The 23999-nt window shown below is 67.3% G+C and carries 26 protein-coding genes; 11 read left to right on the forward strand and 15 right to left on the reverse strand.

What is annotated here, in order from left to right:
- Positions 1–39 precede the first annotated feature (39 nt).
- A complete protein-coding gene (gene purS / locus GWI72_RS02930) occupies positions 40–279 on the reverse strand; it encodes a phosphoribosylformylglycinamidine synthase subunit PurS (protein ID WP_106752908.1) in 240 nt (79 codons plus the stop codon).
- A gap of 176 nt (positions 280–455) precedes the next feature.
- The gene (purC, locus tag GWI72_RS02935; protein ID WP_161675576.1) at positions 456–1253 is read right to left on the reverse strand and encodes a phosphoribosylaminoimidazolesuccinocarboxamide synthase; all 798 of its coding nucleotides are present in this window, start codon (positions 1251–1253) and stop codon (positions 456–458) included.
- Between the two features lie 275 nt (positions 1254–1528).
- Between purC and GWI72_RS02940 the strand changes: the two genes are divergently transcribed.
- Complete coding sequence (locus GWI72_RS02940; protein ID WP_161675577.1) at positions 1529–1852, forward strand: DUF1476 domain-containing protein; 324 nt, start codon at positions 1529–1531, stop codon at positions 1850–1852.
- A gap of 225 nt (positions 1853–2077) precedes the next feature.
- Entirely contained in the window at positions 2078–2851 is a 774-nt protein-coding gene (locus GWI72_RS02945) for an HpcH/HpaI aldolase family protein (RefSeq protein WP_161675578.1), read from the forward strand.
- Between the two features lie 46 nt (positions 2852–2897).
- On the opposite strand, the gene GWI72_RS02950 is transcribed toward GWI72_RS02945, so the two are convergent.
- The 3 genes from GWI72_RS02950 to GWI72_RS02960 form a co-directional block, all read right to left on the reverse strand.
- On the reverse strand, positions 2898–3452 hold the full coding sequence (locus GWI72_RS02950) for an RBBP9/YdeN family alpha/beta hydrolase (protein ID WP_161707824.1): 555 nt from the start codon (positions 3450–3452) through the stop codon (positions 2898–2900).
- A gap of 4 nt (positions 3453–3456) precedes the next feature.
- On the reverse strand, positions 3457–4785 hold the full coding sequence (gene purB / locus GWI72_RS02955) for an adenylosuccinate lyase (RefSeq protein WP_161675580.1): 1329 nt from the start codon (positions 4783–4785) through the stop codon (positions 3457–3459).
- Positions 4786–4861: 76 nt separating this feature from the next.
- Positions 4862–5401: a hypothetical protein gene (locus tag GWI72_RS02960; RefSeq protein WP_161707825.1), complete on the reverse strand. Its 540-nt coding sequence runs from the start codon at positions 5399–5401 to the stop codon at positions 4862–4864.
- Positions 5402–5495: 94 nt separating this feature from the next.
- Here GWI72_RS02960 and GWI72_RS02965 point away from each other — a divergent pair, with 94 nt between their 5' ends.
- Positions 5496–6740: an FAD-dependent oxidoreductase gene (locus GWI72_RS02965; protein WP_161707826.1), complete on the forward strand. Its 1245-nt coding sequence runs from the start codon at positions 5496–5498 to the stop codon at positions 6738–6740.
- Here the strand turns inward: GWI72_RS02965 and GWI72_RS02970 are convergent.
- The gene (locus GWI72_RS02970) at positions 6724–7248 is read right to left on the reverse strand and encodes a hypothetical protein (RefSeq protein WP_161707827.1); all 525 of its coding nucleotides are present in this window, start codon (positions 7246–7248) and stop codon (positions 6724–6726) included. The genes GWI72_RS02965 and GWI72_RS02970 overlap by 17 nt on opposite strands.
- 61 nt (positions 7249–7309) lie before the next feature.
- The gene (locus GWI72_RS02975; protein ID WP_161675583.1) at positions 7310–7789 is read right to left on the reverse strand and encodes an Lrp/AsnC family transcriptional regulator; all 480 of its coding nucleotides are present in this window, start codon (positions 7787–7789) and stop codon (positions 7310–7312) included.
- Between the two features lie 154 nt (positions 7790–7943).
- Between GWI72_RS02975 and GWI72_RS02980 the strand changes: the two genes are divergently transcribed.
- On the forward strand, positions 7944–11456 hold the full coding sequence (locus GWI72_RS02980; RefSeq protein ID WP_161707828.1) for an indolepyruvate ferredoxin oxidoreductase family protein: 3513 nt from the start codon (positions 7944–7946) through the stop codon (positions 11454–11456).
- Between the two features lie 73 nt (positions 11457–11529).
- On the opposite strand, the gene GWI72_RS02985 is transcribed toward GWI72_RS02980, so the two are convergent.
- Both GWI72_RS02985 and GWI72_RS02990 read right to left on the reverse strand, forming a co-directional pair.
- Positions 11530–12555: a P1 family peptidase gene (locus tag GWI72_RS02985; RefSeq protein ID WP_161675585.1), complete on the reverse strand. Its 1026-nt coding sequence runs from the start codon at positions 12553–12555 to the stop codon at positions 11530–11532.
- Positions 12556–12701: 146 nt separating this feature from the next.
- Positions 12702–13214 carry a flavin reductase family protein gene (locus GWI72_RS02990; RefSeq protein ID WP_209000043.1) on the reverse strand — a complete coding sequence of 171 codons (513 nt, stop codon included), beginning with the start codon at positions 13212–13214 and terminating at the stop codon, positions 12702–12704.
- Between the two features lie 325 nt (positions 13215–13539).
- On the opposite strand from GWI72_RS02990, the gene GWI72_RS02995 reads away from it, so the two are divergent.
- The 4 genes from GWI72_RS02995 (at position 13540) to GWI72_RS03010 (ending at position 16558) form a co-directional block, all read left to right on the forward strand.
- Positions 13540–14640 (forward strand): branched-chain amino acid ABC transporter substrate-binding protein, encoded by a 1101-nt coding sequence (locus GWI72_RS02995; RefSeq protein ID WP_161707829.1) that lies wholly within the window; start codon positions 13540–13542, stop codon positions 14638–14640.
- 171 nt (positions 14641–14811) lie between these two features.
- Entirely contained in the window at positions 14812–15342 is a 531-nt protein-coding gene (locus GWI72_RS03000) for a L,D-transpeptidase (RefSeq protein WP_161675587.1), read from the forward strand.
- Between the two features lie 110 nt (positions 15343–15452).
- Positions 15453–15836, forward strand: a complete 384-nt coding sequence (locus GWI72_RS03005; RefSeq protein WP_161675590.1) for a CidA/LrgA family protein — start codon at positions 15453–15455, stop codon at positions 15834–15836.
- On the forward strand, positions 15833–16558 hold the full coding sequence (locus tag GWI72_RS03010) for an LrgB family protein (protein WP_161707830.1): 726 nt from the start codon (positions 15833–15835) through the stop codon (positions 16556–16558). Before GWI72_RS03005 ends, GWI72_RS03010 begins: the two co-directional genes overlap by 4 nt.
- A 42-nt stretch (positions 16559–16600) precedes the next feature.
- Here the strand turns inward: GWI72_RS03010 and GWI72_RS03015 are convergent, their stop codons facing one another.
- Complete coding sequence (locus GWI72_RS03015) at positions 16601–17839, reverse strand: vWA domain-containing protein (RefSeq protein WP_161707831.1); 1239 nt, start codon at positions 17837–17839, stop codon at positions 16601–16603.
- Positions 17840–17843: 4 nt separating this feature from the next.
- Positions 17844–18800, reverse strand: coding sequence for an AAA family ATPase (locus GWI72_RS03020; protein ID WP_161707832.1), 957 nt, complete (start codon positions 18798–18800; stop codon positions 17844–17846).
- Positions 18801–19086: 286 nt separating this feature from the next.
- Between GWI72_RS03020 and GWI72_RS03025 the strand changes: the two genes are divergently transcribed.
- A complete protein-coding gene (locus tag GWI72_RS03025; protein WP_209000044.1) occupies positions 19087–19626 on the forward strand; it encodes a c-type cytochrome in 540 nt (179 codons plus the stop codon).
- Between the two features lie 133 nt (positions 19627–19759).
- Positions 19760–20032: an usg protein gene (locus GWI72_RS03030; RefSeq protein WP_161675594.1), complete on the forward strand. Its 273-nt coding sequence runs from the start codon at positions 19760–19762 to the stop codon at positions 20030–20032.
- A 155-nt stretch (positions 20033–20187) separates the two neighbouring features.
- On the opposite strand, the gene GWI72_RS03035 is transcribed toward GWI72_RS03030, so the two are convergent.
- From GWI72_RS03035 to GWI72_RS03045, 3 genes are all read right to left on the reverse strand, one after another.
- Positions 20188–20517 (reverse strand): NHLP leader peptide family natural product precursor, encoded by a 330-nt coding sequence (locus GWI72_RS03035; RefSeq protein ID WP_161707833.1) that lies wholly within the window; start codon positions 20515–20517, stop codon positions 20188–20190.
- 134 nt (positions 20518–20651) lie between these two features.
- A complete protein-coding gene (locus tag GWI72_RS03040) occupies positions 20652–21440 on the reverse strand; it encodes a tRNA1(Val) (adenine(37)-N6)-methyltransferase (RefSeq protein ID WP_348272633.1) in 789 nt (262 codons plus the stop codon).
- Complete coding sequence (locus GWI72_RS03045; RefSeq protein ID WP_161707834.1) at positions 21437–21667, reverse strand: putative signal transducing protein; 231 nt, start codon at positions 21665–21667, stop codon at positions 21437–21439. The genes GWI72_RS03040 and GWI72_RS03045 overlap by 4 nt, the downstream gene beginning before the upstream one ends.
- Positions 21668–21911: 244 nt before the next feature.
- Here GWI72_RS03045 and GWI72_RS03050 point away from each other — a divergent pair, with 244 nt between their 5' ends.
- The gene (locus GWI72_RS03050) at positions 21912–22868 is read left to right on the forward strand and encodes a polyprenyl synthetase family protein (RefSeq protein ID WP_244314265.1); all 957 of its coding nucleotides are present in this window, start codon (positions 21912–21914) and stop codon (positions 22866–22868) included.
- Positions 22869–23080: 212 nt separating this feature from the next.
- Here the strand turns inward: GWI72_RS03050 and GWI72_RS03055 are convergent, their stop codons facing one another.
- The gene (locus GWI72_RS03055; RefSeq protein ID WP_161675599.1) at positions 23081–23995 is read right to left on the reverse strand and encodes a 4-(cytidine 5'-diphospho)-2-C-methyl-D-erythritol kinase; all 915 of its coding nucleotides are present in this window, start codon (positions 23993–23995) and stop codon (positions 23081–23083) included.
- Positions 23996–23999 lie beyond the last annotated feature (4 nt).

The following is a 23999-nucleotide window of genomic DNA, read 5'->3' on the forward strand; positions in this document are numbered from 1 at the left end:
GCGCCTTGAGCAGCAGCGGCAGGGCCGGCTGCCTCCGCTTCAGAGGATCTCGATGGCGTAGTTCTCGATCACCGTGTTGGCGAGCAGCTTCTCGCACATGGCGGCGATTTCCTCGCGCGCCTTGGCCGCGTCCCGGTCACTCAGCTCGATGTCGAAGACCTTGCCCTGGCGCACGCCGCCGATGCCGCCGAAGCCGAGCGCGCCCAGCGCCCCCTCGATGGCCTTGCCCTGGGGATCCAGAACGCCGTTCTTCAGGGTGACGGTGACACGTGCCTTCATCGCTGTCGTCTTTCCGTTGATCGCCTCGGCCGCGCTGGGCCTTCCGTTGCGCGCTCCTTACACCAGAGAGGCCAGGCGCGAAAGAGCCAAGGACCCGCGCGGCACCCGGAAAAGCAAAAACCCCCGGCGAAGTGTTCGCCAGGGGTTTTCCGTTTCGGGGGCGCGATGCCGGATGCTTACTGCACCAGCGTCGGGCCGGTGCCGCCGGGGCGCTCGTTGTCGTTCAGGATGCCCAGACGGCGGGCGACTTCCTGATAGGCCTCGAGCATGCCGCCGAGGTCGCGGCGGAAGCGGTCCTTGTCCATCTTCTCGTTGGTCGTGATGTCCCACAGGCGGCAGTTGTCCGGGGAAATCTCGTCGGCAACGACGATGCGCATCATGTCGCCCTCGAACAGGCGGCCGCACTCGATCTTGAAATCGACGAGACGGATGCCGACGCCGAGGAACAGGCCGGACAGGAAATCGTTGACACGGATGGCGAGCGCCATGATGTCGTCGAGCTCCTGCGGGGTGGCCCAGCCGAAGGCGGTGATGTGCTCTTCAGCGACCATCGGGTCGTTGAGGGCGTCGCTCTTGTAGTAGAACTCGATGATCGAGCGCGGCAGCTGGGTGCCTTCCTCGAGGCCAAGGCGCGAAGAGAGCGAGCCGGCCGCGACGTTGCGCACCACGACTTCCAGCGGGATGATCTCGACTTCGCGGATCAGCTGCTCGCGCATGTTCATGCGGCGGATGAAATGGGTCGGAATGCCCATGCCGTTCAGCTGGTTGAAGATGTATTCCGAGATCCGGTTGTTCAGGACGCCCTTGCCATCGACGATTTCGTGTTTCTTGGCGTTGAAGGCAGTCGCGTCGTCCTTGAAATGCTGGATCAAGGTTCCAGGCTCCGGGCCCTCATAGAGGATCTTGCCCTTGCCTTCATAGATGCGCCGGCGGCGATTCATGGGCACGTACCGTGTTCGTTTGAGGAAATCCATCGAGGCGGGATGCTCCTTGGCGTCTGATTCCGGGTGTCGCGTGCGCTGACCAATCCCCTCGGTATCGACATTTAGCCCCGCATTAGCGGCGCGGAACTTAACCGATCCTTCGCAAAAGCACAATGAGCGCGGGCCGGTCTTTTCCCGAACCTCCGCACGACTGCTTAATTGCGGCGATAGCGCGTTGATTTGAATGACAGCGGACGATATTGAGAAGCCCGAATGAGCCCCCATATGGGGAGCAGACCACCTGTCCGCCAGTGAGGAGGCACCCGATGAGCACGTTTGATGACCGTCAGCAGGGCTTCGAGGGCAAGTTTGCCCATGACGAAGAACTGCGTTTCAAGGCGACGGCCCGTCGCAACAAGCTGCTTGGCCTTTGGGCGGCCGAACGGCTTGGCCTGTCCGGCGAGCAGGCGGAAGCCTATGCCAAGGAAGTCGTGCGCGCCGACTTCGAGGAAGCCGGCGACGAGGACGTGTTCCGCAAGATCCGGGCCGATTTCGACAACGGGTCCGTCGACCAGTCCGACCACCAGATCCGCCGCACGATGGACGAGCTGATGCACACCGCCATCGACCAGATCCAGAAGGGCGAATAAGCCGTTCTCCGATGAGCCTTCGAGACCCCGCTTCGGCGGGGTCTTTGTTTTTGGGCTCCGCAAACGCGCGTCTTGACCAGCGGTGCACTTGTTTGAGGGTGCCGGACAGCCTGCGGTGTCGCATGGCTTGCCGGCGCGGTGCGAACCGGCTTTGATCCCGCTCCAACCGGACGGCGCTGGCGAACCTCTCGCTACGCGGTCGAGACAGTTCAGGGATCCAAGATCATGTCCAATGCACCCCAGCCCAGCCTCGCCACGCGTCTGCGTGCGGGCGAAACCATCGTGACCGCCTGGTCCAACCTGGCCGTTCCGATCCTCGCCGAAGTCATGGGCCGGGCCGGGTATCCGTGTGTCACGCTCGACATGCAGCATGGCATGCATGACATTGCCAGCCTGCGGGACGGGCTGGCGGCCATCGCGCTTTCGGGTGCGCACCGGGCCGTCCGCATTCCGGTCGGCGAATCGGGCACGGCCAGCCGGGCGCTCGATTTCGGCGCCGAGCTGGTCATCGCCCCGATGATCAACTCCGCCGCCGAGGCGCGGGCCTTTGCCGACGCGATGAAATACCCGCCGGTTGGCGCGCGCAGCTGGGGACCGCAGCGCGGCGCGATGCTGGCCGGCAAGTCGCCCGCCGACTATCTGGCGAGTGCCAACACCGAGCTTCTGTCACTGGCGATGATCGAAACGCCGGAGGCCATCGCCGCACTCGACGACATCCTTGCCGAGCCGGGGATTGACGGCATCTTCGTCGGGCCGAGCGACCTTTCGCTGACGCTGAACAAGGGGGCAAGGCTCGATCCGGGCGGCCCCCTGACGATGGCAGCCGCGCAGGATATCGCCGCACGCACGCGCGCGGCCGGCAAGATCGCCGGCATCTTCTGCCTCGAGGCCTCCGGCGTCGCCCAGGCCCGGGACATGGGCTACAGCTTCATCGCCCATGGCGTCGACCTGACGCTGTTCTCCGCCGCGCTGAAGGACACGCTGGCGCGGATCGGGTGACAAGAGGGCGTGCAGGGCAGGGCGCAGCCGGCTGACTGGCGCGGCGTTACAGCCGCGCCATGAAATGGGCGAAGGACATCATGCCCTCCGGCCAGGGGCCGTGCCCGCTTTCCAGGTTGATGTGGCCGGCGTGACCGGCGTCCTGCAGCGTGGCGCCCCAGGCCATGGCCAGCCCGCGCGCGACCTCGAAGTCGCAGTAGGCGTCATTCCGGCTGGCGACCACATGGGTGCGGAAGGGCAGGGGCAGGCGCGGCACCGGCACGAAGTCGCCGCCGTCGAACTCCGGCACGAGGCCCGGGCGGTCCCAGTCGGAGGGGGCGACGAGGAACGCGCCCCTGACCTTCTCCTGCGGCAGACCCTGCGCGCCATGGGCGACGAGAACGCAGCCCAGCGAATGGGCCACCAGCACGACCGGCCGGGTGGCCTTCCCGATCTCGGCGCGCAGGTTCTCCATCCAGACCTTCTTCGACGGCGTCAGCCAGTTGTCCTGCTCGACCACCCGGGCGGTCGAGATCTTGTCCGCCCAGCGGCGCATCCAGTGGCCGGCCTCGGCATTGCCGAAGCCGGGGATGAGCAGGATCTCAGCCTCTGCCGTCTTCATCGCCTTACGCCTCGCCGAATACCCGCTTGAAGATCACGTCGACATTCTTGGTGTGGTAGCCAAGGTCGAAGCGGGCGCGGATCTCGTCTTCCGACAGATACTTGCGCACGTCGGCGTCGTTGAGCAGCTCGGTCAGGAAGTCGACCGAGGCGCTGCCGGCGACCTGGTAGCTCTCCCAGACCTTCATGGCGTTGCGCTGGACGAGACGGTAGGCATCCTCGCGCGAGGAGCCGGCCTGGGTCAGCGCCAGCAGGATGCGCTGCGAGTGCACCAGGCCACCGAGGCGGTCCATGTTGCCCATCATGCGCTCCGGATAGACCAGCAGCTTGTCGATGACGTTGGTCAGCCGCACCAGGGCGAAGTCGAGCGTGATGGTCGCGTCCGGGCCGATCATGCGCTCGACGGAGGAATGCGAGATGTCGCGCTCGTGCCAGAGGGCCACGTTCTCCATCGCCGGGATGGCGTAGCCGCGCACCAGGCGGGCCAGACCGGTGAGGTTCTCGGTCAGCACCGGGTTGCGCTTGTGCGGCATCGCCGAGGAGCCCTTCTGGCCGGGGGAGAAATACTCCTCCGCTTCCAGCACTTCCGTGCGCTGCAGGTGGCGCACTTCGGTCGCAAGGCGCTCGATCGACGAGGCGATGACGCCGAGCGTGGCGAAATACATCGCATGGCGGTCGCGCGGGATGACCTGGGTGGAGACCGGCTCGGCCTTCAGGCCCATGGCCTCGGCGACGTGTTCCTCGACGCGCGGGTCGATGTTGGCGAAGGTGCCGACCGCGCCGGAGATGGCACAGGTGGCGATTTCCTCGCGCGCATGCAGGAGGCGGGTGCGGCAGCGGTCGAACTCGGCATAGGCCTGGGCGAGCTTCAGGCCGAAGGTGACCGGCTCGGCGTGGATGCCATGCGAGCGGCCGATGGTGACCGTGTCCTTGTGCTCGAAGGCGCGGCGCTTCAGTGCGGCGAGCAGCGCGTCCATGTCCTTCAGCAGCAGGTCCGTCGCCTTGACCAGCTGCACGTTGAAGCAGGTGTCGAGCACGTCGGAGGAGGTCATGCCCTGGTGCACGAAGCGGGCATCCGGACCGACGATCTCGGCCAGATGGGTCAGGAAGGCGATGACGTCATGCTTGGTCTCGCGCTCGATCTCGTCGATGCGCTCGATGTCGAAGGTGGCCTTGCCGCCCTTGTCCCAGATGGTTCTTGCCGCGTCCTTCGGGATCACGCCCAGTTCCGCCAGCGCGTCGCAGGCATGGGCCTCGATCTCGAACCAGATGCGGAACTTCGTCTCTGGCGACCAGATGGCGACCATGTCGGGGCGGGAATAGCGCGGGATCATCGCGGGCCTCGTCTATCGGGGGAGCGTTGGGCGTCGCAATAGCAGGAACCGCCCGGAACCTCAATCAGCCCGGATGTCAGCCCCGCAGTCCGCCCCGCAGCCCGTCTGGCCGGCAGCCCTCCTGGTCCTCGCGCTGGCGCCGGCGCACGAACACGACCGCTGCCCCCACCAGCAGCGGCAGCCCGGCCGGCAGCAGGATGCGCAGGCCGTCGATGGCAAAGAGATAGGCGGCGTTGAGGCCGGTGACCAGCGTCTCGATCACCCAGCCGACCGACAGTGTCGGCTGGTGCCACTGGGCGTAGTAGGCGCGGAACTGTAGGAAATACAGGAAGGACGTTGCCCCGACCGTGGCAAGGCCGAGGCACAGGAACAGGGCGGCAAAGCGCGCGGACGGGACCCGCCGCCAGTCCGACAGCCACAGCGCCAGCGGCCAGCCGACGATGGCCCCCGCCAGCCCGCCGACGGCAAAAAGCCCGATGAGGGCGACGGCCCGCGGCGTCAGCGGTTCCTCGGCCAGGACGAGGTGCAGGCTCGCCAGCCCCGCCGTCACCAGGGGCCAGATCAGCGCGGCCAGCAGCACCTCGCGGCTTCTCGCGGCCGGCGCCTTGAAATTCATTGCGGAATTATCCCTGTGTCTTGTTGCGTTTCAGGGTATATGCCGGAGAATGCCGGTGGCAACATCCGGTGAACCGTCGCGGGCAGGTGCGGGAGTGCAAAGTGTAGACGTCATCGTGCTGGGGGCTGGTATCGTCGGGTCCTCGACGGCCTTGCAGCTCCAGCGCAAGGGGCTTGACGTCGCCCTTGTCGATCGCCGGCAACCCGGCGAGGAAACCTCCCATGGCAACGCCGGCATCATTGAACGCAACGGTTTCGTGCCGATCGGCTTCCCCGAGGACTGGCGCTTCCTTGCCGATATCGTCCTCGGGCGCACGCCTGCGGTCAACTACGACCTGAAGACGGTCCTGCGCATCCTGCCCTGGCTCAGGGCGCTGCGCCGCGAATCGGCCCGGCCGGCGCTGCAGCGCTTTGCCCATGCCATCGACAGTTTCGAGCGTCACGCGGTCGCCGAGCACCAGACACTGGCGGCGCTCGCGTCCTGCGAGCGGCTCTACCGCAAGACCGGCTGGCTGCATCTCTACCGCACCGAGGCGGCCTACCGGGCAGGCGAAACCGAACGGCATTTCGCCCGGATCTTCGGCGCCGAATACCAGGAGCTGGGCCCGCTGGAGATCAACGAGCTGGAACCGGCGCTGATGGCGGACACCTGCCGCGGCGTGTTCTGGCCGGAAAGCCAGTCGGTCTCCAGCCCCGGCGGTGTGACAAAAGCCTTCGCCAAGGCCGTCACCGACCGGGGCGGGCATCTCTATCTCGGCGACGCCCGGCGGCTCAGCCGCTCGCGCGGGGGCTGGGCGCTGGCCACGGATCGCGGGCCGGTGTGGGGGCGGGCCGCCGTCATCTGTCTCGGGCCCTGGGCCCCGGACCTCCTGAAGACCCTCGGCCTGCGCTTCCCGATGATCGTCAAGCGCGGCTATCACCTGCACTACAAGCCTCCGGCCAACGTGTCGCTGACCCGGCCTGTTGTCGATCTGGAAAACGGCTTCGTGCTGACGCCGATGGAGAAGGGGATCCGGCTTACCACCGGCATCGAGTTCCGCGACCGCGATGCGCCGCCCTCGCCGGTGCAGGTGACGCGCGCGCTGGCCAAGGCGCGGGAGATCCTGCCGCTCGGCATCCCGGTGGAATCAGAGCCCTGGATGGGCGCTCGCCCCTGCCTGCCGGACTCGCTGCCCGTCACCGGGGCGGCGCCCGGCGAATCGGGCCTGTGGCTGAACTTCGGCCATGGCCACGTGGGCTTCACGCTCGGGCCGGTCACCGGCCGGCTGGTGGCGGAGATGATCACCGGCCAGGTCCCGTTCGTGGACCCCGGCCCGCTGTCGCCTAATCGGTTCGCTTAGCCGAGTCGACCTTGAGCGTTTGCCCTTTTTTTAGCTCCGTCAATTGCTTTTGAAGGATTTTTGATGCGCCCATCATGCCTAGAAGGCCGATGAAGAGCAATGCTGCTCCAGCCGCGGCCATGATCAGGGTTAGATACTGTATATCGTCAAATAAAATATCAGGAATTGACTTGACCAGCAGCAGTATACCAAAAATTGACACCGCTGCGTGAGTCGCTACTCTAAATATTACCCACCCTAAAAATTGGAATTCTTCTTTGCAAAAAATGTAAACTATAATAATTCCGGTAGCTATTAGAGTTGATCCTAGTACAGTTAAAAAAAATCTTGGATCATTTTTGTACTGCTGATATATGAATTCGATTCCAAGGAATAGCAAATAAACCGCAATCAATACAAGTATCGTAATCGCTGTAGGTCTTGCTATTAAAATCAGAAAGGCAAAAATCACCGGTATCATCCAAATTACAAATACTGCAATTAGAATTCCTCCGGCGATTTCTAGCATCGATTGATTTTTTCCTGTGGCTGCTTTGATCTTTCTACGTTTTAAAAGCAGATGAATGTGCTCAGCGCTCGCGCAGCGGCAACGCCACCGTGTCCTTCACCGTGTTGACCACGATCCGGGACTGCACGTCGGAGACCAGCGTGTTGTCCAGGAGCTTCAGCCGCAGGAAGTTGTCATAGGCCTTGATGTCGTCGGTGACGACCTTGATCAGATAGTCGACCGCGCCGGTGATCCGCTCGCAGGTGACGACTTCCGGCCAGTGATGCACGAGCTTGTCGAAGGTCTCCATGTTCTCGCGGCTCGGCACCGTGAGCTTCACGAAGGCATAGGACACGAAGCCGAGACCGACCGATTCCCGGTCGACGACGGCCACCACCTGGCGGATGACCCCCATTTCCTTCAGCTTCTTGATGCGACGCCAGCACGGCGTCTGGCTCATCCCGGCAGCCTTGGCAATTTCGGCAATGGATTGTGAGGCGTCCCTTTGGAGCACCCGCAAGACACGAATGTCCGATGGATCGAGGAGAAAATTTTCAGTCATTCCCGGCTTCTTGGAAGGATTGCGCCACTTCGGGCTCTTGTGGCGGCACAATAGCACAGAAATCGCTGCGGAAAAGGAGGATATTGGTCGGTAGAAGGGCTGAGTTCTGACGGCGCTGACCACCCGCCGGACGACCGGCCGAGGAGGGGATCCGATGAACGCTCACGCACCCATCGTTGCGCACGAAAACAAGCCCGGCAAGTCCATTTCACTGGAAGACAAGTATTCTGCCACGGATGGACGCATTTATCTGACAGGCATCCAGGCCCTGGTGCGCCTGGCGCTCGACCGCAAGCGCCTGGATCGCGCGGCCGGGCTCAAGACCGGCGGGTTCATTTCCGGCTACCGCGGCTCGCCGCTCGCCGGTTACGACACCGAGCTGACCCGCGCCCGCCGTCACCTCTCCGCCCATGACGTGGTGTTCAAGCCGGGCGTCAACGAGGAACTCGGTGCCACCGCCGTCTGGGGCTCCCAGAAGGTCCGCCAGCATGGGCGCGGCTCCAGTTTCGATGGCGTCTTCGGCATCTGGTACGGCAAGGCGCCCGGCGTCGACCGCGCCGGGGACGTGCTGAAGCAGGCCAATGCCTCCGGCGTCGACCGGCACGGCGGCGTGCTGGCCCTCGCTGGTGACGATCATCTCGCAAAGTCGTCGATCCTGCCGGCGCAGAGCGAATTCTTCTTCGAGCATGCCGAAATGCCGGTGCTCAATCCGGCCGACATCCAGGATGTCCTCGACTACGGCCTGCACGGTTTCGAGCTGTCGCGCTTTTCCGGCCTCTGGGCGGCGATCATCTGCCTTGCCGACACGATGGATGCCTCGGCCACCATTTCGGTGCGTCCGGAGCGGCTGTCCTTCCTGCGGCCCGAGTTCGATCCGCGTGACGACCAGGACCTCAACCGCGTGCTGCTGCTCGGCAACCGTCTCGAGACCGAGCGCCTGCTGCGCGATGTGCGCTTGCCTGCGGCCCAGGCCTATGTCCGGGCAAACCGGCTTGATCATGTCGCCTTCGGGGCCAGCCGTCCGCGCTTCGGCATCGTCGCCACCGGCAAGGCTTTCCGCGACCTGCTGCAGGCGCTGGACCTGATGGGCATTTCCGAGGCCCGGGCCCGCGACATCGGCCTTGCCGTCTACAAGGTGGCGATGCCCTGGCCGCTTGAGCCGCAGGCATTCTCCGAATTCGGGCGCGGCCTGTCGAAGCTGCTCGTCGTCGAGCACAAGCGGGCCTTCATGGAACCGCAGATCAAGTCGATCTCCTATCACTGGCCGGAAGGCTCGCGGCCGCTGATCTGGGGCAAGCGCACGCCGGATGGCTCGCATTTCCTGTCGGATGTGCTGGAACTGTCGGCGGCCGAGATCATCCAGGCCCTGCTCAAGTTCCTGCCCGACGAGGTGGTTAGCGACGAGATGCGCGGCGTCGCCGAGAAGATGACGATGCAGGTGATGTGGGCGCAGGGCCACGCGGAACGTGCGGCGCGCGTGCCGTATTTCTGCTCCGGCTGCCCGCATTCCTCCTCGACCAAGACCCCCGAGGGCTCGCGTTCGCTGCCGGGCATCGGCTGCCACGCCATGACCGAGCAGGCCGGCCGCACCACGGATGGCCAGATCGCCATGGGCGGCGAGGGCGTGCTGTGGGTCGGCCAGAAGGACTTCTCCAACGACACGCATGTCTTTGCGAACCTGGGCGACGGCACCTATTTCCATTCCGGAATTCTGGCCATCCGCCAGGCGATCTCCGCCCGGGTGCCGATCACCTACAAGATCCTCTACAACGACGCCGTCGCCATGACCGGCGGCCAGCCGCATGACGGCAACCTGACGGTGCCGCAGATCACCCGCCAGCTTGAGGCCGAGGGTGTCGAGCGCATCGCCGTCGTCTCGGAAGATCCGGACGCCTACATCGGCCGCAGCGACCTCGCGCCGCTGACCCAGGTGGTGCACCGCGATTTCCTGATGGACGTGCAGCGCGAGTTCCAGACGGTCGAGGGCGTCACGGTCATCGTCTATGACCAGACCTGCGCGGCCGAGAAGCGCCGTCGCCGCAAGAAGGGCTCCTTCCCGGATCCGGACCTGCGGCTGTTCATCAACGACCGCGTCTGCGAGGGCTGCGGCGATTGCTCGGTGCAGTCGAACTGCCTGTCGGTCGAGCCGCTGAAGACGCCGTTCGGCGAGAAGCGCCAGATCAACCAGTCGAGCTGCAACAAGGACTTCTCCTGCGTGAAGGGCTTCTGCCCGTCCTTCGTCGAGGTCGAGGGGGCGGCGCTGCGCAAGGCCACCACCAAGGGCCTCGACATCGACGCGATGCTGGCCGGCCTGCCGCCGGTGACGCTGCCGGGGCTGGAACGCACCCGCAACCTCCTCGTCGCCGGCATCGGCGGCATGGGCGTGACGACGATCTCCGCTGTCCTGGCCATGGCCGCGCATCTCGACGGCATTCAGGCCTCGACGCTCGACATGACCGGTCTGGCGCAGAAGGGCGGTCCGGTGACCTCGCACGTGCGCTTTGCCTCGCTGGAGCGCGAGATCGAGGGGCCGCGCGTGCCCACCGCGGCGCTTGACGTGCTGATCGCCTCCGACATGGTGGTGGCCACCAATGCCGAGCAGCTCGCGCTGGCCAACCGCGCGGTGCTGCTCAGCGTCGCCAACACCCGCGTCGCGCCGACGGCCGAATTCGTGCTGAAGCAGACGCTGTCCTTCGACGAGGCACGCATGCTGAAGTCGCTCGAGGCCGCCTCGCAGACCTGCCTGCCCGTGGATGCGGCCAGCGTTGCCGAGAAGCTCTTCGGCGATGCCATCTATGCGAACATGATGCTGGTCGGCATGGCCTATCAGGCCGGCGGCCTGCCGGTCCGGGCCGAGGCGATCGAGGCGGCTCTTGAGCTGAACGGCGCATCCGTTGCCAGCAACATCAAGGCCTTCCGTGCCGGGCGCGTGCTGGCAGCCGCACCGCAGCAGATCCTCTCGGCGCTGCCGGGTCAGGAGAAGCCGGCGGCCGAGACGCTGGACGAGAAGATCGCCCGCTATGTCGGCGAGCTGACCGCCTATCAGGATGCCGCCTATGCGGCCCGCTTCAGCACGCTGGTGGCGGACCTGCGCAAGGCCGATGCGACGCATGGCCCGGGCACCTTCCGCCTGACCGAGACGGTCGCGGACATGCTCTACAAGGTGATGGCCTACAAGGACGAGTACGAGGTTGCCCGCCTCTATGCCGATCCGGCCTTCAAGACCAAGCTGATGGCGCAGTTCGACGATCCGAAGAAGGTGAAGGTCCTGCTCGCCCCGCCGCTGCTGGCCCACCGCAAGGACCCGAAGACCGGCCGTCCGGCCAAGATCGCCTTCGGCCCCTGGATCTTCTCTGCCTTCCGCCTGCTGTCGAGGTTCAAGTCGCTGCGCGGCAGCAAGCTCGACATCTTCGGCTACAGCGCCGAACGCAAGGCCGAGCGCGCGCTGGTCGACAGCTACAGCGCCGATGTCGCCGTGATCACCCGTCATCTCGGCACGGCCAACTACGGCCTGCTGGTCGAGATCGCCCGCGTGCCGGATCTGGTCCGCGGCTTCGGTCCGGTGAAGGAGGCCAACCTTGAGAAGGCCGAGGCCAAGCGCAGCCAGCTGATGCAGAAGCTTGTGGCCGGAACGGGCCCGGAAGGCTTCATGGCGGCGGCCGAGTAAGCCGCCTCCCGGCGGATCGTCCAGCCTGTCCCGGGCGCGCGCACGCGCCCGGGCTGCAGCGACCGGTGGCCGTTCAGGCGCGGGTCCCGCCGAACCGCTGCTGCCAGGTCGGCACCGGATCCCCCGGGGCCGGCGTTGCATGATAGATGCCCCGGGCAATGGCGCGGGCGAGGGTGGACACGGCGGCAGCCCCCAGCTGCACCATGTCCGCCATCGGCCGCTCGAGCTTGCGTTGCCCCGTCGACAGGGCAAACACCAGATCCCCGTCCAGCGGCGTGTGCGCCGGCCACAGCGCGCGGGCGAGCCCGTCATGGGCCATCACGGCCAGCCGTTTGGCCTCGGCCTTGGTCAGGATCGCGTCGGTGGCGACGGCGGCAATGGTGGTGTTGGCGCCGGCCGACAGCGCATCGAGCTTGGTCCGCACGTCGACGGCATCCGGCGGCAGCGGCGCGGGATAGCCGAGACCGCCGAACTCGCCGTCCCGCTCGTAGGGTGCCGCCCAGAAATGCCGCGTATCGCCGACGGTTGCCCGTCCGAGTGCGTTGACGGCGACAATCGCCCCGACCGTCACGCCGTTGTCCAGGCGGATCGATGCCGAGCCGAGGCCTCCCTTCAGGTTGGCCGTGGTCGCGCCGCAGCCGGCCCCATGGGAGCCGAGCGGGAAGTCGCGCGAGACCGTGTCCAGCGCCGCGCGGCCGAGATCGCGGTAAGGGGCAGCGTCGCCCCAGCTCTTGTTGCCGCCGTTCAGCAGGTCGAACAGGATCGCCGAGGGAACGATCGGCACGCGCACCGGTCCGACCTGGAACCCGCGCCCCATTTCCGCCAGTCGTCCCTGCACGCCCGCGCCGGCATCGAGGCCGAAGGCGGAGCCGCCGGCCAGCACGATGGCATCGACGGCTTCGACCGTCTGCTCCGGCTCCAGCAAGGCGATCTCGCGCGTGCCCGGAGCACCGCCATGGATGGCGACCGAGGCGACGGCCGGCTGGTCGGGCAGGATCACGGTGACGCCGGACTTGAGATCATGGTCATCGGCCCAGCCGACGGAGAGCCCCGGCACGTCGGTGATCAGGTTGCGCGGCGCGCCTGTCGGTCTGGCCAAGGTCTGCCTCCCTCGCGCCCCGCGCGGAGGGCGGGCTTGCGGGCTTTCGGGGAGCTGCGCGGCGACGGACACCGGCAGCGGCGAGAGGCCAGCCTGCGCGGCTTTTGCCGCCAGCGCAAGGGTGGCGCTGCGTCGCGGTCAGCCGGTCACAGGCTGTGGTAGGCGCGGCCCTTGTAGACGAGGGCCTCGGCGGCGCTGCCGAGCTGCACCGCCTTGAGGGCGCCGACAAAGATCGTGTGGGAGCCGACGTCATGGGCCTGGAGCAGGCTGCAGTCGGCGCTCATCAGCGCGTCGCTGAGGACCGGGGCTCCGGTGACCAGCTGTTCCCAGCTGGCAGCGGCAAAGCGCGGCTCCATGTCGGCGCCGGCGCGCCCGGCGAAGATGTCGGACAGGGCGCTCTGGTGGCCGGCCAGCGTGTTGAGGCAGAAGACGCGGTTCTCGAGCACGGCCGCATGAATGCGGCTGGTGCGGTTGACGCAGACGATCAGGGCCGGGGGCGCGTCGGTCAGCGAGCAGGCGGCCGACACCGTGGCCCCGCAGCGGCCCGATGCGCCGTCGGTGGTGAGCACGTGCACCGCGGAGGCAATGCGGCTCATGGCCTCGCGAAAGCGCGGGACGTCGACGGCGGGCAAGGCATCTGCGGCATGCGACTGGGACATGGGTGGAAAGGTCTTCCCTTGCGGCTGGCGCTTGAAGCGCGGGACAAACGGGCCTGACAGCCGCCGGACAGGGGGCAGATGACCACGAGAGGCAGCATATAACGCGCTCGTGTCAGTCTGGCACCTTGCGGTAAACGACTGGTTGGAGAAAATTTTCGTCGCCGGGCAAGCTGAGGCCGGGCCGGTTGCACTTAAGGGATGCGCGCGCGTGCAGCAGACTGTACAGGAGGGACACAGTGTAGCGCCGGGGCGGAGCAGGCCGCAGCCCGGTCAGGTGTCGGGCAGGGGTCGAGTGGGCATGACGTGGCGGATCGGACGGGTTGCTTTGGGACTTGCGGCCCTGGTCATGGGCAGCGCCCTGTCGCAGGCTCCGGCAGCGGCCGACATGGTCATCGGTGTCGCGGCCCCGCTCAACGGTCCCTTCGCGCCGCTTGGCCAGCAGCTCCTGTCCGGCGTGCGCGAAGCCGTCGCCGACGTCAACGCACGTGGCGGGATCGCCGGTCAGAAGCTGAAGGTTGAGGCGGTCGATGACGGCTGCGAGGCGAAGAAGGCGGAAGCCGTTGCCAACCAGCTCGTCGGCAGCAAGGTACGTCTGGTGGTCGGTCATGTCTGTTCGGCGGCCTCGCAGGCGGCAGCCCGTGTCTATGCGGCGGCGGGCATCGTCCAGATCAGCCCCGCGTCCCTGTCGCCGCGCCTGACGGAGGACCGGGCCGGACCGGGCCTGTTCCGTCTGGCACGCCGCGACGATGCCCAGGCCGGGGCGATTGCCGATCTGCTCCTGTCCGAGTTCGGTGCAGCGCGGGTCGCCCTCATTGCCGACCGCAGCGCCTACGGCAAGGCGCTGTCCGATGCAGTGAAGGAAAGGATCAACGCCGGCGGATTGCGCGAGGCCGTCAACCTGACCTTCGAGCCGGGCGAAAAGGATTTCCGCGGTCTTGCCTCGACCCTGAAAGGGGAACAGATCGACGCGCTGTTCGTGGCCGCCCATGGCGCCGACACCGGCGCCCTGAAGGCGGCCATGGACGGTCTCGGCCTGTCGGTGCCGGTGATTGCCGGCGATGCGGTGATGGGCACCGAGTACGGGGTCGCGGCCGGAGCGGCCGCGGAGGGCATCCGGGTTGCCTTCCTTCCGGATGCCACGGGCCTGGAGCGCGCTCGGCCGGTGGTCGAGCGTCTCAGGGCACGCAAGGACGAGGCGCTGGGCTACACGCTTCCGGCCTATGCCGCGGTGGAGCTCTACGCGACCGCAGTCGCCGAAGCCGGCAGTCCCGACGGGATGGCCGTGGCTGCGGCGCTGCAGGCCGGGCGCTTCGAGACCGTTCTCGGGCCCTTGCGCTTCCTGCCCTCCGGGGACGCGGATCTGCCGGGCTTTGCCTTCTACGACTGGCGTGAGGGCGCGTTCCGGCCCGTGGCCCGGACCGATTAACCCTTCCTTCATCTTTTCCCTGCCGATGGCTGCCACACCGCCGCGCGGCTGCTAGGCTGCGCCCCTGACCCTCGGCAGAGACAGGTGGAGGCCATGGCAGGTCACGGCGGATCCAGCCCTTTTGCGACACCAAGTGCGGCACGTCCGGCACGCGCGTCCCGCTCCGGGGCAATGAGCGCGTTCCTTGCGCCGCTCTCGATGGCTGTGGCGCTGTTTCTCGCCGTCTGTGCGCTGGTGACGGCAACCCGTCCTGCCGAGGCGGGCGGCACGCTGGTGCATTTCGAGGATCCGCGCTTTGCCCCCGGCACCATCGTGGTGCGCAACGGCGAGCGGCGTCTCTATCTGGTGGTCGGGCAGGGCAGGGCGCTCGCCTATCCGGTTGCGGTCGGTAAGCGCGGCAAGAGCTGGACCGGCCAGACCTTCATCGACGGCAAGTATGTCAAGCCAGCCTGGATCCCGCCGGCCGAAGTGAAGCGTGACATCCCGTCCTTGCCGGACCGCATTCCCGGCGGCGCGCCCAACAACCCGATGGGCATTGCCGCGCTGACCCTGTCCGGCGGCGAGTATGCCATCCACGGCACCAACCGCCCCGACAGCATCGGCCGCCCGGTCTCCTACGGCTGCATCCGCATGCATAACGACGACATCGCCGACCTGTTCCACCGCGTCGCCGTCAACACGCCGGTCGTGGCGCTGCCGTAAGGCGGGCAGCTCAACAAGGCGGACTCTTCCCGCGCCCCATTGCCACCTTGTGCCTGACGGCTGGCCCGCACACTCTGGAGCCTTGATTCCTGAAGGGGCCGGAGCGGGCGATGTTGTTCTATCTCACTGTCATTCTCGTCTGCCAGCTCGCGGGCGAGCTGATTGTCGTCGGGCTTGGCCTGCCGATGCCGGGGCCCGTGATCGGCATGATCCTGCTGTTTGCCGGGCTCGTCATCCGGGGCGGCATTCCGGAGGGCCTGACGCGGGTGGGGGATGCGTTTCTTTCCAACCTGTCGCTGCTGTTCATTCCTGCCGGTGTTGGCGTGGTGCTGCATGTCGGGCTGATCGCGCAGGAGGCCCGGGCGCTGGGCGCAGCCCTTCTCGGCAGCACGCTGATCGCCATCGCCGTCACCGGCGTCCTGATGCATCTGCTCACCCGCCGCCAGCGCGCCCGTGCCGGTGAGGGCAGGGGCGAGACGGGGGACCGGTCATGAGCGCCCCGGCCAGCCTGACGGAGCTCTGGGTCTATCTCGCCGCCAGCCCGCTGACGGCGCTGACCATGACGCTGATCGCCTATCAATGCGGCATGTGGATCTCGGCCAGGGCCGGTTTCAGCCCGCTTGCCAATCCGGTGCTGCTGGCAGTCCTGTTGCTGGTTGGCTTGCTGCTCGTCACCGGCACCGACTATCGCACCTATTTCGAGGGCGCGCAGTTCGTCCACTTCCTGCTCGGACCGGCCACCGTGGCGCTGGCCTTGCCGCTCTACCGGCAGATCGAGAGGGTGCGGCGCTCGGCCCTTGCCATCACGGTCAGCCTGCTCACGGGCGGCGCGGTGGCGGCGGCAACGGCGGTGGCCATCGGTGCCTTCTTCGGGGCCGGGCCGGACATTCTCGCCTCGCTCGCGCCGAAGTCGGTCACGGCCGCCGTTGCCATGGGCATTGCCGACAAGCTCGGCGGGTTGCCCTCTCTCACCGCCGTGCTGGTGATGATCACCGGGGTGATCGGTGCCACGCTGGGCCCGCTGCTGCTGACGCTCCTCGGCGTGCGCGATCCGGCCTCGCGCGGGCTGGCCATCGGCACGGCGGCGCATGGCATCGGCACCGCCCGGGCCCTGCAGATGAGCGATCTCGAAGGCGCCTTTGCCGGCCTTGCCATGGGCCTCAACGCGCTTGCCACCGCGCTGCTCCTGCCGCTCGTCTGGGGCTGGATCTTCTGAGCGCCGGGGCGCGGCAAGGACGCTCCGTCCCGCGCGACGCTCCTACCGCCCCCCGAGCCAGGCTCTGGGATCGACCTTCGCGTCGGTGTTTCCGGTTCCCGACAGGGCCTTCACCAGATCGGTGACGGCCTCCAGCGAATGGACGGCGCGGAATTCGTCGACATGCGGCAGCATGGCGCGGATGCCGCGGGCCTTGGGCTCGAAACCGTCGAAGCGCAGCAACGGGTTGAGCCAGATCAGCCGGCGGCAGGAGCGGTGCAGCCGGTCCATCTCGCGGGCAAGATCCTCGTCGGTCTCCCGCTCCAGCCCGTCGGTGATCAGCAGCACGGTCGGCCCGCCGGAGAGCACCCGGCGCGACCAGTGGCGGTTGAAGAGGTGCAGCGCCGTGGCGATGCGCGTGCCGCCGGACCAGTCGGCGACACCGGCCGAGCAGGCCTCCAGCGCCTCGTCCGGGTCCTTCATGCGCAGTGAGCGGGTGACGTTGGTGAGCCGCGTGCCGAACAGGAACGTGTGCACGTCGCGCCGGGTCTCCGTCATCCCGTGCAGGAAATGCAGGAGGATGCGGCTGTACTGGCTCATCGACCCGGAAATGTCGCAGAGCGCCACGATGGGGGGCAGCTTTTCCTGCCGCGCCCGGTGCTTCAGGTCGATGATGGCACCACCGGCGCGCAGGGACGCGCGCAATGTGCGGCGCGGATCGATCTGGCCGCGCGGGGCGGCGACCCGGCGGCGATGCAGGATCAGGTCCTTCGGGATCCGCATGGCCCGCAGCGCCGCCTTCGCCTCGGCGATCTCGGCGGCGGTCATCTGGGCAAAGTCCTTGGCCTGCAGCAATTCCCGGCCCGACACGGTGAAGCGGGCATCCACCTCCACCTCGGGCTGCTCGGCCAGAGTCTCGCGCCGCTCGCGCGCGGCCTGGAAGGCCTGCGACACGCGGGTCTGGCCGGCCTTGGCCTTTTCCGGCGCGCCCCGCGGCGGGGCGACGGGCGACAGGATCGCCAGCATCTTCTCGATCAGCCCGCGGCTCTGCCAGTAGATGCGGAAGGCCTCGTCGAAGAGCACCCGGTGCTCGCGCTTCTGCACGAACAGGGCATGCAGCGTCCAGTAGAGGTCGTCGCGGCTCTCGATGCCGTTGACCTCGACCGCACGCACGGCGTCCACCACGGTGGCCGGGCCGGCGGGCAGTCCGGCGCGGCGCAGGGTGCGGGCGAAATGGACGATGTTTTCCACCATCCGTCCGCGCCGCTCCGCGTCTGTCGTCGCCGGTGCCGCCGTGGTCATCGGCTCAGGCCCCGCCCGCCGGGCGCTGGCCGAGGTCGCGGGCGCCTTCCTTGCGGATGTCCTCGACGATCTGGCGCAGCCGTGAGCCACGCACCCGCTCGATGTCGTCCTGATACTTCAGCAGCACGCCCAGCGTGTCGGAGGCCATGTCGGGATCAAGCGCCAGTTCGTTGAGTTCCGTCAGGGCCGTGGCCCAGTCCAGTGTCTCGGCCACGCCCGGCTGCTTGAACAGGTCCTCGCTGGCGCGCAGGCGCTGGACGAAGGCGACAATCTCCGCCGTCAGCCGGTCGGCCGCGCCGGGCACCTTGCGCCGCACGATGGCCAGCTCCCGCTCCGCATCCGGGTAGTCGACCCAGTGGTAGAGGCAGCGCCGTTTCAGCGCGTCATGGATCTCGCGCGTGCGGTTGGTGGTGAGGATGACGATCGGCGGCTCGGCGGCGCGGATGGTGCCAAGCTCGGGGATCGTCACCTGATTGTCGGACAGCACTTCCAGCAGGAAGGCCTCGAAGGCCTCGTCCGCGCGGTCCAGCTCGTCGATCAGGAACACCGGCGGTCCCTTCAGCGAAGGTTCCAGGGCCTTGAGAACCGGGCGCTTGATGAGGAAGCGCTCATCGAAGATGGACCGTGACAAGGTGGCATGGTCGGTGTCGCCGGAGGCCTCGGCAACGCGGATTTCCACCATCTGCGCGGCATAGTTCCACTCGTAGACGGCGGCGGAAATGTCCAGCCCCTCGTAGCACTGCAGGCGGATGAGATCGCGGCCGAGGGTCGTCGCCAGGACCTTGGCGATCTCGGTCTTGCCGACGCCGGCTTCCCCCTCGAGGAACAGCGGCCGGCCCATGCGCAGCGACAGGTGCAGGACCGTCGCCAGCGCCCGGTCGGCGACGTAGCCGCCGGCGTCGAGCAGGGCAAGCGTAGCGTCGATGGAGGCAGGCAGCTCGGCTGGAACGTCGTCGGTCATGGCGTCTCCCGGAACATCGGCCGCTCTCCGGCGCAAGGGGGCGGCATCTGGCGGGGTCTCCCGCAGCAGCAGCATATAAGGGCTGGCGCTGCTTTGGCAGCAGTGAAAGTTCTGCCCGCCGGCAAACCGTCTCACCCGCCGGACAGGCGGCCGTGCCGCCGGCGGGCGTGCCGGCGGGCGGGCCAGTTCGGGCGGGCCAGTGCGGGCGCGGCTCGGGGTTTTGCCGGACTTGTGCGGGGCGCAGGCCGGTGTCCTGCTGGGGCACGCAGCATGCAGGGAGAGAGCGATGCGATTCGGGATCAGGGAGAACGAGGCGCACGGCACGGACCGGAAGCGGCTGTCCGGTCTTGCCGTCGTTCGTCGGCTGGCAGGCCTTCGTGCGGCTGGCCGTCAGGGGGCCGGCCGGACCATCGCCAGCCTGACCATCGCCAGCCTGACCGTCTCTGGCCTGACCGTTGTCGGGCTGCTGGGGGCCGCAGCTTGCCTCGGTGCTGCTGCGACAGCTGGTGCCGCGTCCGGCCAGACCCTCGCTGCTGCCCCCACGGGACCCCAGGCGGAGCTGAGCCAGGTCGAGCTGGGGCGCGGGATCGCCGAGATGAACTGCAGCGCCTGTCACGCCCTTGGCCTGAACGACCGCAGCCCCATGGCGACGGCGCCGGCCTTCCGCGACCTGTGGCGGCGCTATCCGGTCGAGCAGCTGGAGGAGAGCCTTGCCGAAGGCATCGTCGCGGGCCACGAGAACATGCCCGAGCTGGTCCTTGACCCGGAGGAAATCGACGCTTTCGTGGCCTATCTGAAGTCGCTGGGCGGGCCGGCCGCGCGTTGACGGATGCTGGCAGCACTCATGCAGACATGCTGCTAACATATTGAACTTTCAGATGATATGTCGATTTCTTAATTGCGCGTTTACTTCGCCGGCGTGACACTTTCCCCGTGGCAACCACGTCAAGAGGTGATCCATGCAGGCAAGTGAGAGTTTCCGCCGCCAGTTCGCCGGCTACGGCATCCTGACCGCCGAGATCCTGTATCGCATGCCGGACCATCCGGCGCTCTTGCAGAGCTTCGTCTGGCAGACCGAGGACAAGGCGCCGCAGTTCCCCGAGCTGCGCCGCTTCCTGGCCTATTGGGAGCGGGAGATCGAGGCGTTGATCCACTCGGTCCGCGTTGCGCACAAGGACCTGATCGGCCCGATGGACGTGCGCTACGCCAAGGGCGAATTCCTGATCCATTGACGCCGACGGGTGCATGAAAAAGCGGGCAGAGCGTCAGTTCTGCCCGTCCGTCCGGTGCCAGAAAGTGTGGCGGTCCGCACCTGCCCGGCGTCATCAATGCGACGCGGAAGGCGGCCCTGACTTCACCTTGCCAATGCAGGTGACGTCCAGGTGTCTTACTTCCTGCAGCCCTTGCCTTCCGGGTACGGGGGGCCGTAGAGGATGAAGGACGAGAAGCTCACGCCGCCGGACGCGAAGTCGAGCAGTTCATCCGGCAGTTCGTCCTGGGCGATCGACCGCGGCAGCACGAGAACGGCTTCGCCCGGAGCTTCCTCGATCACGGTGATCTTGTAGGACGGGATCGGGTCGGAGCCGATCAGCTCCTTGATGGCCGCATGCGGGTTGGACTTCAGCAGCTCGCGGAAGGCGGCATCGGTCGAGGCCCGTTTGATCAGGTGTTTCTCGATGTGCTGGCGGGCCTGGATAAGCGGATCAGTTTCCGACATGCGCGTACTCCTTTGTAGTTCTCATGCAGTCAGGTCTGCCTCGTCATCGTCGTCGTGACGCTGCCGAAGCATCCTCGTGCCAAGATCTACGGGAAGAGCCCTTTGGCCGTGGCGTTTGACCCCAAATCTGCCACTCAAGGTCTCGGCTGCAGCTCCAGCCCCTTGCCGTCGCGCATCACGGCCCGCGCCTCGGGGAGAAAGTCCGAGCCGTCACCGTCATGCAGCACGAAGCCCGGCATCAGGCGCAAGGGCGCGCGGCTGGCGCGAATGGCGCGCAGCAGGATGCGGGTGGCGGCGGCGTCCGGGCGCGGCCGCAAGGGAATGATGTCGATGGCGCCGAAGCGGCCCTGCAGCACGTCCAGCACGTCCTGCAGGCCGTCGGCGCGGAAGATGACCGTCAGCGATCCGCCCTCGCGCAGGATGTCGGTCGCGGTGCGCGCCCAGGGCTCCAGCCCGCGCTCGTCCAGCATGTGGGCGTCCGCCCTGCGGCTGGCCGGGGAGGAGCGGAACTGATGCGCGGGGTAGTAGGGCGGGTTCATGATCAGGTGATCGGCCATGCCCGGCGTCAGGCCGGCAGCATGGCGAACGCTGCCCTTGGCGGTGATGTCGGCCGCAAGCACCGCGACACGGCCCGCAAAGGCCGCGTTCAGCGGATCGGTCAGGCTGCGGCGGGCCAGCTCCAGCACCAGCGGATCATTGTCGACCAGCGTGACGCGGATGCCGGGCAGACGCGCGGCGGCACAGAACCCGGCGGTGCCGACACCGGCCCCCAGATCCACCACATGGCCCGACGTGCCCTCGGGCAGGGCAGCGGCAAGATAGACGGCATCAAGACCCGCCCGGTGACGGCCTTTTGCAGGCTGTTCCACCATCACGAGGCCGCCCAGGAACGCGTCGCGGGTGGTGCCGCTCTCCGGCGTCACGCCCGGGGCTCGCTCAGTTCATGTCCGAGCCCGGCATCGCGCATCAGGCCGCGTGCGTCCTCGATCTCGTCGCGATCAACCAGGACGCGACGCGGGATGACCCCGAGCGAGCCTTCCAGAATGCTCATGTTCCCGTCCGCGACAAAATGCGCGATGCCGGCCTCGCCCAGCAGCGACTCGACAACAGAAATGATCACCGGATCATTCGTTCTGAGCAGTTCTTCCATGGTGATCGCGGCCTCTGCATGAGGTGAACTCGGGCCAGATCCTGCCCGGGTGAAAGGTTTATGACGGGTTCTGAGCCGTGGACAAGCCTGTTCAACGGGTTGTCAAATGAATGCTCCCTTGCCCCGGACCGCCGAGGTGCCTATTGTCCGCCCAAACCAGACGCCCTTGGGAGAGTTGCATTTGGCAGCCCTTGTCGCTTCCGCAGCCGAAAAAAGCCAGGCCCAGCCGGGTATCCAGCTGCTCATGGATCTCGTTGCCGCCGACATGCAGAAGGTCAACGAACTGATCCTGTCGAAGGCCGGCTCCAACGTCGAGCTGATCCCGATCATTGCCAAGCACCTCATCGATTCTGGCGGCAAGCGTCTCCGGCCGATGCTGACCCTGGCACTGGCGGACATGTTCGGCTACGCCGGCAACGGCCATGTCATCCTGGCAGCCAGCGTCGAATTCATGCACACCGCCACGCTGCTGCATGACGATGTGGTGGACGAGAGCGACATGCGCCGGGGCAAGCTTGCCGCGCGCAAGCTCTGGGGCAACCAGGCCAGCGTGCTGGTCGGCGACTACCTGCTCGGTCAGGCCTTCAAGATGATGGTCGATGTCGGCTCGCTCGAGGCCCTGCGCATCCTGGCCGAGGCGTCTGCCATCATCGCCGAGGGCGAGGTGATGCAGCTGGGTGCCGCCAAGAACATCGAGACCAGCGAGGCGGCCTATCTGAAGGTGATCGAGGCCAAGACGGCGGCGCTGTTCGCAGCCGCCTCCGAGGTCGGACCGGTCATCTCCGGCCAGAGCCCGGAGATCTGCGCGGCTGCCCGGCGCTACGGCATGGACCTTGGTCTCGCCTTCCAGCTCGTCGACGATGCCCTCGACTACGGTGGCTCGTCCGCCGATCTCGGCAAGCAGGTCGGCGACGACTTCCGCGAGGGCAAGATCACGCTGCCGATCGTCGTCGCTCTGGAGCGCGGCTCCGACGAGGACCGTGCGTTCTGGAAGCGCTGCCTCGAACAGGGCGACATCCGGGACGGCGATCTTGACCATGCCATCGCGCTGCTGCGCAGGCTGGGGGCGATCGACGAGACGATCCGCCGGGCCCGCCACTATGGCGCGAGCGCCATTGCGGCGCTGGAGGCGCTGCCCGATACGCCGCATCGTCAGGCGCTGCGTGACGCCGTCGAGTTCTGCATCGCCCGCGTGAGCTGAGCCCGAGCCGCCGACGCTGCCCGGACATCCTCAAGCGGCCCGCTCGATCCGGGTGGACCGCCGGACGTCGGCAGGGGCCGGGGAAGGCAGGCCAGAGAACGCAGGCCAGGAAAGGCGGAGCAGGGCACCAGCCCCGGGCAAGCCGCACGGAAGCAGCACGCCGGACCAGCACGCCCGACCGGCACGCTGAACTGGCGCATCGGCTCGGGACGTCAGGCCTGAAGGGCCGGGCTGCCGGCGACCCACCAGCCGGGATGGGCGCGCTGCAGGTCGTTCGTCAGGGCGTTCACATCGCCGGGCGCGCACAGGGCAAAGCACGTCGCTCCCGAGCCCGACATCCGCGCCAGCGCAACCCTGTCCTGCGCACGCAGGACCTCCAGCACCTCGCCGATGGCCGGGCAGAGGGCCTGCGCCGGCGCTTCCAGATCGTTGCGCGTGGCAGCGAGGTAGCCGGTCAGGGCCCTTGCGTCGGCAAAGGCCTCGGGCAGATCCGGCAACGGCGGGTTGTCCCGCGTCTGCAACGCCTTGAACACCGCTGGGGTGGCCACAGGCTGGCGTGGATTGACAAGCACCAGACCGAGGGGCGGAAGGGGCGGAACCGGGGCGAGGTCATCGCCGATCCCGCGCATGCGCCGGGCTGCCTGTGCGAGGCACACCGGAACATCGGCTCCGAGGGCGGCCGCCACACGCGTCAGCACCTCGGCGGGGACGTCGCGTCCGGCGTGGCTGGCGACCAGACGCAGGGCCGCAGCCGCATCGGCCGATCCGCCACCGATCCCCGAGGCCACCGGCAGCCGCTTGGTCAGGCGCAGGTGCAGGGCGGGAACGGGCATGGCCAGCGCGTCCGCGAGCGCACGCACAGCCCGCAGGACGAGATTTGCCTCCGGCGGCGTGTCCCGCAGCTCCGCACCGAAGGGGCCTTCCACCGCCAGGTCAAGCTGGTCGGCAGGCTCGGCCAGCAGCACGTCGCCAATGGCCGGGAATACGGCCAGACTGTCGAGAAGATGGTAGCCGTCGGCTCGCCGGCCGGTGACATGCAGCGCCAGATTGACCTTGGCGCGGGCAAGCTGCACCCGGGGCGGCGGCGGCCCGCGCCGCACCGGCCCGGTCTCGTCCCTCTCCGTCATGCGT

This window comes from Pannonibacter sp. XCT-53 (genome assembly GCF_009915765.1).
Taxonomy (GTDB): domain Bacteria; phylum Pseudomonadota; class Alphaproteobacteria; order Rhizobiales; family Stappiaceae; genus Pannonibacter; species Pannonibacter tanglangensis.